Below are 12,586 nucleotides of genomic sequence, written 5' to 3'. Positions count from 1 at the left end.
TGCGGCTGCTCAGCCGGCGTCGCGCGTCACCAGCACGCGGTCGATCAGGCCGTATTCGGCGCCCTGGCTGGCGGACATGAAATGGTCGCGGTCCGAGTCCTTTTCAATCCGCGCCAGCGTCTGTCCGGTGCGTTCGGCATAGATGGTGTTGAGGCGGTGGCGCAGGTACAGCACCTCGCGCGCCTGGATCTCGATGTCGGAGGCCACGCCCTGCGATCCGCCATGCGGCTGGTGGATCATGATGCGGGCATTCGGCAAGGCGTAACGCTTGCCGATCGCCCCCGCCGCCAACAGGAAGGAGCCCATGCTGGCGGCAAACCCGGTGCACAGCGTGGACACGTCCGGCTTGATGAACTGCATCGTGTCGTAGACCGCCATGCCGGCGTACACCGAGCCGCCGGGCGAATTGATGTACAGTGAAATATCCTTGTTGGGGTCTTCCGACTCCAGGAACAGCAACTGCGCGACGATCAGGTTGGCCGATTGCTCAGTCACCTCGCCCACCAGGAAAATCACGCGCTCCTTCAGCAGGCGCGAGTAGATGTCGAAGGCGCGCTCGCCGCGTCCCGTCTGTTCGACGACGGTGGGCACCAGGCCGAGCGCCAGCGGAGAATTCAGGTTCATCATTGTCCTTTCGGGTTTGGAATAATCAGCAGATTGATTACTATCCGCTTGACGCCCACGCCACCGCGCCGTGTGACGGCAAAAAAATATATAGTTGATGTGTCACATCCGGGCTGCGCCGGGCGTCATGTGGCACCAGCCCCATCACAGGAGATTTCGATGCCACCCCTTCACGATACCGACGGCGTCATCTTTGAAACGCTGCGCCCGCGCCTCACGGCCATCAGCCGCCGCATTGTCGGTAGCGAAGCGGAAGCCGAGGATGTCGTGCAGGATTGTTTTTTCAAATGGCAAGGCGTCGAACTGGCGGCGCTGGCGACCCCGGCGGCCTGGCTGACCACGGTCGTGCAGCACCAGTCGATCGACCGCCTGCGCAAACGCGCACGGGAAATGGTGACGGCCCGCAATGCGATGGATCTGGCGCCCGGACCAGATCCAATGTCGCCGGAGGAAGATTTATTGCGACGCGCCGAGCTGGGCGAGGCGCTGGCGCGATTGCTGGCCCGCCTGTCGCCGTCCGAGCGCTTGGCGCTGGTGCTGCATGAAGTGTTGGAATGCGAACATGCCGACATCGCGGCCGCGCTCGGCACAACGGCGGTGAACGCGCGTCAATACCTGGCGCGCGCGAGGCGGCGCTTGCGCGAAAACGATACGAAGATGCCGGCCAGCGAGAAGCTGTGCCGCGAGTTGATACGCCGCTTCCAGGCCGCGATCAACGACCGGGACGTGCCGGCGATGGTGACGCTGCTGGGCGACGAGCAGCCGGTGTCGGTGGTTGCCGTGCCGTTGCCAACGATGCGCACCGGCGTCAGCGCCAACGATGCGTTGTATTCCCCTCGCCGCCCCGCCCTGGTCGCTTAAATCGGCCCACTCCGATGCCGCATAGGGCGGATCAGGCGGAACGCCGTAATCCGCCATCGATGAGCCGTCGGCGGCGCACACATTGGCGGATTACGCTGCGCTAATCCGCCCTGCTTGGTTCCGAATGACGCTTGATACCTGCCCTGGAGTTAATCAACCACTACTTCCTTGCGGTTGTCGCGCGAGACGCGGTCAATCATCTTGTTGTACGGGTCGACGCCGACGTCGAACGGTTGTTCCTTGACCGTGACCGTGACCACCGGATCGCTGCCGACCAGTAGCCGCTTCTCGGTGAACAACACCCGCTCCTCGCTTTCCTTGGCGCCCGGCGCGCGCGCGAACACGGCGATTTCCACCGGCTCGTCGTAGGCGCGCGGCGTTTCCTTGCCTTTGCCGTCCGCTTCCATCTTGGCCAGATGCAAGGTCATCGTGACGTCCCATTGGCCGTCGGCGCGTTTCTTCGCCTTGGCTTCGGTCACGCGGTTGTCGTAGAAGACGATCTTCTCGAACAGGTCGGTGATCAGCGCTTGCTTGTCCTGCGGCGCTTCGGCCCGGATGTAGGCCAGCAACTCGCGGCTGGTGGTGTACGGCGCCTCCTGATACGCCTTATCCTGCAGGAAGCGCTTGAGCGCGCGGTTGACGGCCGCTTCGCCGATCTCGTCGCGCAGACGGTAGAACACCAGGCTGCCTTTGCGGTAGTGGATATATTGCTGGTTCTCGACGCGGAACAAGGGCTGCTCTTCGATCAGCTCGCCGCCACGGTCGCGCAGATAGCTGTCCAGCTCGAAGCGCAGGAAGCGCCGCAGCTTGCTACGGCCGTATTCCTTTTCCATCACCATCAGCGCCGAGTATTGCGCCAGCGATTCGACCAGCATCGTCGCGCCCTGGACGTTGGCGCCGACCACCTGATGTCCCCACCACTGGTGCGCCATCTCGTGCGCGGTGACGTAGTAGACATAGTCGATGTCTTCCTTGTCGCGCAGGTCGGCGATGAAGCCGATCGATTCCGAGTACGGGATCGTGTTGGCGAACGATTGCGCGAAACTCTGGTAGTTCGGGAACTCCAGGATGCGCACCTGCTTGTGCTGGTACGGCGTGTAGTTGGCGTCGTAGTAATCGAGCGACTTCTGCGCCGACGTGATCATGCGGTCGACGTTGTAGGCGTGCTTGCTGTCGTAGTAGACCTCGATCGGCAGGCCGCGCCATTCGCCCTTCTTGACGTTCCAGCGCGCCGACAGATACGCGAAGAAGTTCACCATCGGCCGGTCCATCTTGTAGTGGAAGTAGCGGCGGCCGCCCTGCTCCCAGCTCTTTTGCAGGTAGCCCGGCGCGATGGCGATCTGGTCGCCGCTGGTCGAGACCGTGGTCTCGAAGTTGATCCAATCCGCTTCGCTGCCGAAGGCGTTGTTGGCGCGCGCCTTTTCATCCTCCAGCTTGGCCATGCGCCGTGGTTCGCCCAGGCCACGCTTGCGGCGCTCGTTGCGGTCCTTGAGCTCGACGTCGCTCTGATAGCCGAAGTGCGGGAAGAACTCGGCGTTGTTGAAGAAAGTGCCGTTCAGGTTGACGGTGTCGGGCTCGCCGCTGTTGGTAAAGCCCTGGTGGCTGACATCGACGGTGAATCCAAGGTCGATCCGCGCACCGGGCGCGATCGGCTGTGCCAGCTTGAGGACCTTGAAGCCGGCGATCTTGTCGTCCAGCACGACCTGGTGCGCCGGCAGATTCGCAAACCGCGTTTCGATGTCAGGATTGAGCTGGATGCGCAGTTCGGACAGCGGCAGGCCGGTTTTGTTCTCCAGCAGATAGCGCCCGCGTATCGCCACCCGGCGCTCGGCCGGATAGATGTCGACATCGGCGCGCACATCGGTGATGCGCGGCTGCGGCAGGTCCTTGTACTTGCGGTAGTTCTTCTCGTAGTCGGCCTGGCGGTCCATGGCGACATCCGTCGGCACGTACTTGTTGAGCACGTTGGTGTTGTAGAAGATCCAGGCGCCGGTGCCGATGAAGCCGGCCACGCCTAGCGCCAGCGCCACGCCGGCGCCGCCCTTCAACCGCGCGCCGGCCAGGCGCAGACGGCCGCGCCATGGCCGCGCCAGGCCGCGTACCCAGAACGCCTGCGCCAGGATCAGCGCCGACACCGTGAACAGGCTCCAGTACAGCGCGTACCACGACCAGCCTTTGAGGAAGTGGCCGTAGCCGTTCATGTCCGAATAGCGCATGGCCGGCAGCGCGCCGAAGTTGTACAGATTGTGGTTGAAGTGCATCACGCCAAGCACGATCTGCGACACCATCAGCAGTATCACCAGCAAATAGCCGATGAACTTGTTATTGGTGAGCACCTGCAACGCCAGCGCGAATAGCCCCATCAGCACGAAGAACGCCGATTCCAGCAGCACGCCCTTGATGTACAGGCCAACCTCGATCGGCGCGCCGCCCTTGAACAGCTGGAAGCCGGCCGCCGCCACCGCGCCGGTCAGCAGGAAGCCGAAGATGACGCCCACCAGCGCGACGCATTTGGCCACCAGCGGCGCCCAGTCCGGCACCGGCATGGCGTCGCCGACGTCGGCGATCTTGACCTGGCGTTCCTTGAAGATCAGTTCGCCGGCGTAAAAGGTCAGCACGATGATCAGCATGAAGTTGAAGGCGCCGCTCAGGGTCTGCAACATCAGGTGCGTGACCGGATAGACGGCGGTGCCGAAGATGTTGTCGGCCTGGGTGGCGGCGCCGATAAAGTTGAGCACGCCGAACAGCAGCATCACGAGGAAGGGCACGCTCTTGAACACGGCGCGGGCGTCGAAGCTGAGGATGTGCCAGCACTGGACCCAGCCGGTGGAGGCCTGGAAGCGCGGCGCGATGCGCGGCAACGCGGCGGCCGGCGGCGCGACAGGCGCGGCGGCGGCCAGCTTGGCCTTGCCGAACAGGCGGCGGCCGGTGCCGACGCGTTGCGGCTTGAACAGGATCAGGGTGGCAATGAAGAAGATCGCCGCGACGCCCAGCCACAGCAGGCGGTTGGCCAGCAGGTAGCCGGTGAACGGCGGCAAGCCGGCGTTGGCCTCGGCCGCCGAGAAGTAGCGGGTGGCCCGGCTGAAGGCGCGCACGCCGAACGGATCGACCAGCACGGCGATCCATTCATTGTTGATGTCGCGCGTGAAGGCGCCGGCGACGGCCCACAGCACGAAGAAGCCCAGCACGCCGACATAGACCAGCATCATCGAGCGGGTCGTGGCCGCCAGCAGCATCAGCAGCGCGCCGACAAACAGCAGGTTTGGGATGACGAAGAAGGCGAAGCTCCACAGGTAGGCGGCGCCCGGCAGCGGCCCGACGCGGGCCTCGTCCACCCACGGCATCGCCGGACCGAGCAGCATGCCGATGGCGATCAGCACGAAGATGGCCAGGCAGGCCACCAGGCCGGCGCCGAAACGGCCGAACAGGTATTGGTACTTGCGCATCGGCGTGGCGAACAGCATGTCGGAGATGCCGACCTCGCTGTCGCGCAGCACGGTGCCGGCAATGAAGATGGTGACGATGAACATCGACATCACGGTGAAGGTGCCCATCAGCTGCGCCACGACCGTCGGCGCGTTGCGGTGGACGTTGCCGATGGCGCCGCCGACCTGGATAGCGTCGCTGGTAGTGGCGCCGAACGCCATCAGGCCGAGGATCAGGCCGCTGACCCACAGCAGCGGCTGGCGCAGCTGGTAACGTAAATCGAATTTGAAGAATTCAAGCAACATGGCGGCCCCTTACGCTGCGACCGGCGCGGTGGCGGGCGACGCGGCCGGGGCGCCGGGGGCGGCGCGCGCGGCGTTGCGCACGTGCAGGAAGTAGACGTCCTCCAGGTCCGGCTCGACGGCGATGAAACCATCGTCGGGCTGGCTGTCGGCGTAGACGTTGATCTGCGGCTTGCCGCCGACCAGGCGGGTGTGCAGCACGTTGAAGCGCTGCTGGTATTCCGGCAGCGCCTCGGCGCTGACGCTGCGGCGCCAGACCTTGCTCTTGATGGTGTCGATGGCCGCCAGCGGCTCGCCCTGGCTGAGCACCTCGCCCTTGACGATGATGGCCATGCGCGGGCACAGGTCGGTGACGTCGGCCACGATGTGGGTCGACAGGATCACCACCACCTGCTCGCCGATCTTGGCCAGCAGGTTGAGGAAGCGGTTGCGTTCGTCCGGGTCGAGGCCGGCGGTCGGTTCGTCGACGATCACCAGGCGCGGCGAGCCGAGCAGCGCCTGGGCGATGCCGAAGCGCTGGCGCATGCCGCCCGAGTAGGTGCCGAGGTTGCGCTTGCGCGCTTCCCACAGGTTGGTTTGCTGCAGCAGCGCCTCGACCGCTTCCTTGCGCTCGCCGCGCGCGGTCAGTCCCTTGAGGACGGCAAAGTGGTTGAGCAGGGTTTCCGCGCTCACTTTGGGGTAGACGCCGAAGTCCTGCGGCAGGTAGCCGAGCTGGCGGCGTAGCGCCTCGGGCTGGGCCAGCACGTCGAGGCCGTTGAAATCGATGCTGCCGCTATCAGGATCTTGCAAGGTGGCGATGGTGCGCATCAGCGAGGACTTGCCGGCGCCGTTGGGGCCGAGCAGGCCGAACATGCCGTTCGGGATGTCCAGGCTGACGTTGTTGATCGCTTTGACGCCGTTGGCGTAGGTCTTGCTCAGCTGTTTGATCGATAGCATGGAACGCATTCTCCTGATAAGGGACGGACCGGGTCCGTGGCAAGCTTACTATAAAGTAAAGTTGCAAACTTAGCAGGATTTTGCGATGGGCGGCAAGATTTGGGGGATGGACGGGAAATTCCCGCCCATCGCCCTACGGCCGGTACTCGGGGAACATCTCTTTCAGCAGGAACGCGGTCAGTTCCTTCTCGTCTTCCTTGCGCGCGCTCATATGCACGGTTTTGCCCAAGCGGCGCGATTCCCATTCGAAATCGCCCGGCTTTTCCTTGCGGATGATCTTGATCATTTCCTTGACCACGGCCGTTTCGATGTCTTTCTCGCCGCCCTGGTCGACGTGGATCTGCTGCAGCCAGTTGCGCTTGAAGTTGGTGTTCCAGCCACGGAATTTGACGTCCGCGCTGTTGGAGCGCTTGTCGACCGAGAACACGCCGCCCGTGTCGTCCTTGTCGACGCCGCTCGAACGGCCCTGGGCGCCGGCGATGTTGGCCTTGGCGATGCGCAGCGCGCGGTCGTTGGCGCTCTCTTCCGGCGCCGGCGGTGCCGGCTGCGGATTGTTCGATTCGCGCGCGGCGCGGCGCTTGGCGATCATTTCCGACATGTCGGCTTCCGGCGGCGGCGTCATGGTCGCCTGCACCGGCGGCACGTAGGTTTCCAGCTTGGGCTTGACGGCCGCCGGCGTCTCACGCGTGACGGTCTGCTTGCGCGGTGGCGGCGGCTTGCTGGCCTTGGCCACCTCTGGCTTGGGCTTGGGCGTCGGTTTCGGCGTCGGTTTGGTCGGCGTGATCGGCTGCGGCTGGATGTAGACCATCTGGCCACCCTTGGGCGGCGCCGAGGTCTTGGTCTTTTCCGGCGCCGGCGCGATGAAGTAATACAACACCGCCAGCAAGTGCAGGGCGATCGAGATGCCGATACCGATGCGGTTGGTCTTGGGTTTGCGGTCCCACGTGGCGAGCGGCTCCCCGACCTGCGGCAGGGGTTGGCCGCAGGTTTCGCAATATCCGGTTGCGGAAAGAATATGGGAGTCGTGGTGCAAGATACCAAACCTTGTGCGTGAAAATGCGGCCATAGTGCCAGAGTCCCGATGGTTTGGAAACATCTGTTCAGGACCATCATACCGCGCCGTTCAAATCGGTGCGCGTATCCCAAGTATCCACTTTACAATTTTCACGTCTTGATGGGTGTTACCGTATGTATCCAGGCCTTTATAAAATGACATGCTGGGGGTCGTTCACCGAAGCCGGCGCGGCCGTGGCGGCAAGCTGGCCGGGGTTGCGCCCGGCATGGCGGCGGGGATAGTCGGCCATTTGGGCGAACATGGCCGTTACGCAGCGGTCGGCGTCCAGCACCTGGCGCGAACGCAGCATCGGGCGCGGCAACGCATGTGTGTAGTAATGACAACCCTCGACCGGATAACCGAGCGCCCACATGTTGCGCGCCGGTTCACCCTGGCTGTTGAGCGGCTGGCCGGCCTCGTCGATGTCGATGCCGCCCGGATGGAACATGCCGTTGTAATACGGCCTCACCAAGCCGCGTTTTAACACATTACGGATCAGTAATGACTCATCCGTCTCGGGGAAAAAGGCGTCCAGCCGGGCCACGACCAGCACATCGATCGGCCGGCGCTCGGTGCCGTTGGCGAACTTGGTGCTCAGCACGTAGGTCGCGTCGTCCTCGTCGGTCTCGACCACGCTGTTGGGGCCGGAGACGATGTCGATGACGCCGGCGTCGAGCAGCGCCAGCAGCTCCTCATTGCGGCGCAGCGGCGGACCGAAGGCGGCGCGGTTGATGGCCGGATGGTAGACGTTGAGGAACTTGCGGTGCGAGGCCGGCGTCAGGCCGCCGTGCTCGATGGCCGCCTGCAAGGTGGCGCGGACGTCGCGCAGCACGTCGGTGGCGGCCTTGGTCGCGCTGCCGATGTTGCCCAGCCGCGCCTCCCGCAGATCGGCTTGCAGCCAGTCGGAAAAAAAGCCGCGGAATTCGTCGAGGTCGGCGAACTGGCGCTCGCGCAGCGGAAACAGCAGCGCGTCGATGACCGCCTCGTCCTCCGCGTCCGGCACAAAGGTGAGCGGATCCGGCACCAGGGCGGCTGATAACAGCGCCTGTTGGATGGCGGCGTCGGCTGCAGAATCGGCCGGGCGCGTGGCCGGCAGCGCGGCGCTGCGGGCCAGCGTGTTGCGGTAGACCCAGGCCATTTCGCGTTTAAGCAGCGGCAACAGCTCGCGGTCGAAATCGAGCTGGCGGCTGCCGCGCGTGGCCAACGCAGCGCGCCGCAGCGCCTCGACCGCGTCCTGGGTGAAGTAATGCGGGTGGTGGCGACCGTCCAGGCCCTTCTGGTTGATGCCGCGCGCCGCGTACGGCAAGCAGTTGCGGGAACACAAAGTCAGTTTCGGCTCGCGCCCGGAGCGCTGGTAACGTACTCCCTGCCCGTTCGGCTCGCCGTTCGGCTGGCGCACGAAAGCGCCGCCGCGCCCGACCGTGAACTCGGCGATGACATCGTGCGCGCTCAGGCCCAGGCCCTGGATCGCCACGCGCGCCTCGGGGCCGACCCCGGCCAGCTTGTCGAGCGGATAGACGTGGCGCACGAACGACAGGCGGCTGTTGTAGCGCGCATGGTCCTGCGCGAACCTGGCCAGCGACGCGTCCAGATCGCTGGGCAGATTGCGGCCGTGCCCGGTGGTCAGGAACACGAAATCGCTGTGGACGATGAAGCCGTTCTCGAGCTCGATGGCGGTGCGGCCGTCCTGCTGCTGCCACAGGTCGTTGGCGCGCAGACGGTGGTGGGTGAGCGTGACGCAGGCCGGCAACGCGACGGCGACCTGCTGGTAGGCCCAGGCCAGGTATTCGCCCAGCAAGCTGCGCGGCAGATAATCGGACTCGGTGACGCCCTCGCCGGCGCCCGCGATGCGGTGATAGTTGTCGCCGAAACGGCGGTAGCCGCTCTGGCGCGCCCAGGCCGTCAGCGACGGCGTGGCGCACACCGGCGCGTGCAGCACGGCGCCAAGCGCCGGGAACGTGGTGACCTGGCTGGCCACCGTGTTGATCAACAGGTGCTGCGGCTGGCGCGTGCCGTGGGCGCCGGGTCCGCATTCGCCGGGCTCGATCAAAATGACATCGAGCGGCAGCTGGCGGCTGCCGTCGATCGCGGCGATACGTTCGAGCACGCTGAGCCCGCGCGGCCCCATGCCCACAATGGTGACACTGTAGCGTTTCATTTTCGATCGCCTCTTTTTTTCATAGCCAACTTGCCTATGATAAATAGACGACCGTCAAATTAACTTGTCACCCGTCAATGCTTGACTATGTTCACCGCCTTCAGTGGTATGGCGTGCACACTTTCCGGCCCGTAATCGACGACGTCCCCGGCCATCTCGGCGTCGCTCATCGGGCCGGTGCCGCTGTACTTGTCGAGGAACAAATAGATGACCGGCGTGATGTACAAGGTGATCACTTGCGAGAAGATCAGGCCGCCCACCACGGCCAGGCCCAGCGGCTGGCGCAGCTCGGCGCCGGCGCCCAGGCCCAGCGCGATCGGCAGCGCGCCCATCAACGCTGCCAAGGTGGTCATCATGATCGGCCGGAAGCGCAGGATGCAGGCCTCGCGGATCGCCTCGGCCGGCGTGCGGCCCTCGTTGCGCTGCACGTGCAGCGCGAAGTCGATCATCATGATGGCGTTCTTCTTGACGATACCGATCAGCATCAGGATGCCGATGATGGCGATCATCGTCAGGTCCAGGTTAAACAGCCGCAAGGTCAGCAAGGCGCCCACGGCGGCCGACGGCAGGCCCGCCAGGATGGTCAGCGGGTGGATATAGCTTTCGTACAGCACGCCCAGCAGCACGTAGATGACGCCCAGCGCGGCCAGGATCAGGATCAGCTGGCTGCCCTGGGAATTCTGGAACACCGCCGCGTCGCCGCCGTAGTTGGTGATGATCGACGGCGGCAGGCTCATGTCCACGCCCATGCGGTCGATCTTGGCGGTGGCCGTGCCCAGCGGCACGTCCGGCGCCAGGTTGAACGAAATCGTGATCGCCTGCAGCTGGCCCTGGTGGTTAACGGCGGTCGGGCCGATGGTGCGCTCGACGCTGGCAATGCTCGACAGCTTGACCAGCTGGCCGGTCTTGTTGCGCACCGAAATCTTGGTCAGCGCGCTGTCGAACTGGCGGTCGGCGTCGGCCGCCTCCAGGATCACGTAATAGCTGGCGGCCGGCGAATAGATGGTCGACACCTGGCGCTCGCCGAACGCGAGGTACAGCGCGGTGCGGATGTCGCCGATCGCGACGCCGAGGTTGTTGGCCTTGTCGCGGTCGATCCGCAGCGACGCCTGCAAGCCCTTGTTCTGCGAATCGCTGGTGACATCGCGGAAGTCGGGGTCGTTGCGCATCTGGTCCAGGTATTTCTGCGCCCAGTCGTTGAGCGCACCCGGGCTGACCGATTGCAAGGTGTACTGGTAGCGGCTCTTGGACTGGCGCCCGCCCAGCTGCAGGTTCTGCACCGGGCTCAGATACACGGCGATGCCGGGTACCGTCTTGGTGGCCTTGCGCAGGCTGTCCAGCACCTGCGGAATCTTTTGCCGCTCGCCGCGCGGCTTGAGCACCAGGAACATGCGGCCGCTGTTGCCGCCGCTAACGAAGGAGGTCACGTCCTGCACGTTGGGATCGGCGCGGATCACGGCCACCACGCGGTCCTGCAAGGCCATCAGCGCGGCCGACGAGATATCCTCGGAGGCCTCGGTATTGACGCGGATCTGGCCCAGGTCCTCCTCCGGGAAGAAGCCCTTCGGTATCGTCGTGTACAGCACCACCGTCAGCGCGAACGTGCCCAGCGCGGCCAGCAGCACGATCGGACGGTAGCGCAGCGCCACGTCCAGGGTGCTGGCGTAGCCGTTGCGCAGCCGGGTGAAGCCGGCCTCGAACCAGCGGCCGAGGAAGTTGCCCTTGTCATGCTCGGGATCGATGGTGTCGGCCGGCAGCAGGCGGCTGGCCAGCATCGGCACCAGCATCAGCGACACCGCGGCCGACACCAGCACCGACAACGCCACGACCACGGCGAATTCATGGAACATCAAGCCGATCACGCCGGGCATGAAAAAGATCGGAATGAACACGGCCACCAGCGAGACCGAGATCGAGATGATGGTGAAGCCCATTTCCTTGGCGCCGATCAGCGACGCCTGCAGCGGCTTCTTGCCCATCTCGATATGGCGCACGATGTTTTCCAGCACCACGATGGCGTCGTCGACCACCAGGCCGACGGCCAAGGTGATGCCCAATAATGAAATATTGTCGAGGCTATAACCGAAGGCGTACAGCAGGGCCAGCGCGCCCAGCAGCGAGATCGGCATTGTGATCGCCGGGATAAACGTCGCGGCGGCGCGGCGCAGGAACAGGAAGATCACCATGACGACCAGGAAGATCGTCAGCAGCAAGGTCAGGTTGACGTCGTGGATGGCCTCGCGGATCGACACCGAGCGGTCGTTGACCAGGTTGATCGTGATCGATTCCGGCACTTGGTTCTTGAAGCGCGGCAGCAGCGCGCGCACGCCGTCGACCACCTGCACGGTGTTGGCGTCGGGCTGGCGCTGCACCAGCAGCACGATCGAGCGTTCGCCGTTGTAGCTGCCGGCGGTCTTGACCGACTGGAAGCTGTCCTCGACGGTGGCGACGTCCTTCAGGCGCACCGGCTCGCCGTTGCGGGTGGCGACGATCAGCTCGGAGAATTCGGACGCCTTCATCAGCTGGGCGTTGCCCTGGATGGTCAGGGTCTGGCTGGGGCCGTCGAGGATGCCCAGCGGGGTGTTGGCATTGGCCGACTTGATCGCTTGTTGCAATTCATCGAGCGTCAGGTCGCGCGCGTTCATCAGGTCCGACTTGGCGCGCACGCGCACGGCAAAGCGCTTCTGGCCGTTGACGGTGACCTGCGCCACGCCAGGCAAGGTCGACAGGCTGGGCGCGATCAGGTTCTCGGCGTAGTCGTTCAGCTCGGCCAGGGTCATCGACGGCGACGTCATCGTCATGAACAGCACCGGCGCGTCGGCCGGGTTGACCTTGCGGTACGACGGCAGGTCGGTCATCTCGACCGGCAACTGGCGCTGGGCGCGCAGCAGCGCGGCCTGGACGTCGACCGCCGCCTCGTTGACGTTGATGCTCGGATCGAACTCCAGGGTCAGCGAGGTGTTGCCCAAGGTGTTGGTGGAGGTGATCAGCGTCAGGCCGGCAATGGTGGAGAACTGCTTTTCCAGCGGCAGCGCGACCGACGAGGCCATCGTGTCGGGCGAGGCGCCCGGCAGGTCGGCCGAGACGTTGATGACCGGCGTGTTATAGCTGGGCAGCGCGGCGACCGGGATGTAGAAGTACGACAGCACGCCCGCCAGCACCAGGCTCAGCGACAGCAGCACCACCATCACGGGGCGCCGTATGCACAGCTCGGAGATGTTCATC

General features: G+C 64.8%; 7 protein-coding genes. 1 reads left to right on the top strand and 6 read right to left on the bottom strand.

What is annotated here, in order from left to right; genetic code table 11:
• Positions 1 to 9 precede the first annotated feature (9 nt).
• Complete coding sequence (clpP, locus tag ACZ0BA_RS25120; protein ID WP_463453833.1) at positions 10 to 624, bottom strand: ATP-dependent Clp endopeptidase proteolytic subunit ClpP; 615 nt, start codon at positions 622 to 624, stop codon at positions 10 to 12.
• A gap of 159 nt (positions 625 to 783) precedes the next feature.
• Here clpP and ACZ0BA_RS25115 point away from each other — a divergent pair, with 159 nt between their 5' ends.
• Complete coding sequence (locus ACZ0BA_RS25115; protein WP_463453832.1) at positions 784 to 1,485, top strand: sigma-70 family RNA polymerase sigma factor; 702 nt, start codon at positions 784 to 786, stop codon at positions 1,483 to 1,485.
• Between the two features lie 149 nt (positions 1,486 to 1,634).
• Here ACZ0BA_RS25115 and ACZ0BA_RS25110 read toward each other — a convergent pair whose 3' ends face one another.
• The 5 genes from ACZ0BA_RS25110 to ACZ0BA_RS25090 form a co-directional block, all read right to left on the bottom strand.
• Positions 1,635 to 5,216 carry a M1 family aminopeptidase gene (locus ACZ0BA_RS25110; RefSeq protein ID WP_463453831.1) on the bottom strand — a complete coding sequence of 1,194 codons (3,582 nt, stop codon included), beginning with the start codon at positions 5,214 to 5,216 and terminating at the stop codon, positions 1,635 to 1,637.
• 9 nt (positions 5,217 to 5,225) lie between these two features.
• Complete coding sequence (locus ACZ0BA_RS25105; RefSeq protein ID WP_463453830.1) at positions 5,226 to 6,149, bottom strand: ABC transporter ATP-binding protein; 924 nt, start codon at positions 6,147 to 6,149, stop codon at positions 5,226 to 5,228.
• Positions 6,150 to 6,282: 133 nt separating this feature from the next.
• Positions 6,283 to 7,182, bottom strand: a complete 900-nt coding sequence (locus tag ACZ0BA_RS25100; protein WP_463453829.1) for a hypothetical protein — start codon at positions 7,180 to 7,182, stop codon at positions 6,283 to 6,285.
• Positions 7,183 to 7,351: 169 nt separating this feature from the next.
• On the bottom strand, positions 7,352 to 9,361 hold the full coding sequence (locus tag ACZ0BA_RS25095) for an FAD/NAD(P)-binding protein (protein WP_463453828.1): 2,010 nt from the start codon (positions 9,359 to 9,361) through the stop codon (positions 7,352 to 7,354).
• Positions 9,362 to 9,435: 74 nt separating this feature from the next.
• Positions 9,436 to 12,585: an efflux RND transporter permease subunit gene (locus ACZ0BA_RS25090; RefSeq protein WP_463453827.1), complete on the bottom strand. Its 3,150-nt coding sequence runs from the start codon at positions 12,583 to 12,585 to the stop codon at positions 9,436 to 9,438.
• Position 12,586 lies beyond the last annotated feature (1 nt).

It is taken from the genome of Duganella sp. AC917 (assembly GCF_979258245.1).
This window is presented reverse-complemented; position numbering and strand designations above follow the sequence as displayed.

What these genes read in the sequence shown, in the direction of transcription:
- ACZ0BA_RS25110 (WP_463453831.1), bottom strand. Translation starts at nt 5,216, where the DNA reads ATGTTGCTTGAATTCTTCAAATTCGATTTACGTTACCAGCTGCGCCAG.
- ACZ0BA_RS25115 (WP_463453832.1), top strand. Translation starts at nt 784, where the DNA reads ATGCCACCCCTTCACGATACCGACGGCGTCATCTTTGAAACGCTGCGC.
- ACZ0BA_RS25105 (WP_463453830.1), bottom strand. Translation starts at nt 6,149, where the DNA reads ATGCTATCGATCAAACAGCTGAGCAAGACCTACGCCAACGGCGTCAAA.
- clpP (WP_463453833.1), bottom strand. Translation starts at nt 624, where the DNA reads ATGAACCTGAATTCTCCGCTGGCGCTCGGCCTGGTGCCCACCGTCGTC.
- ACZ0BA_RS25090 (WP_463453827.1), bottom strand. Translation starts at nt 12,585, where the DNA reads ATGAACATCTCCGAGCTGTGCATACGGCGCCCCGTGATGGTGGTGCTG.
- ACZ0BA_RS25095 (WP_463453828.1), bottom strand. Translation starts at nt 9,361, where the DNA reads ATGAAACGCTACAGTGTCACCATTGTGGGCATGGGGCCGCGCGGGCTC.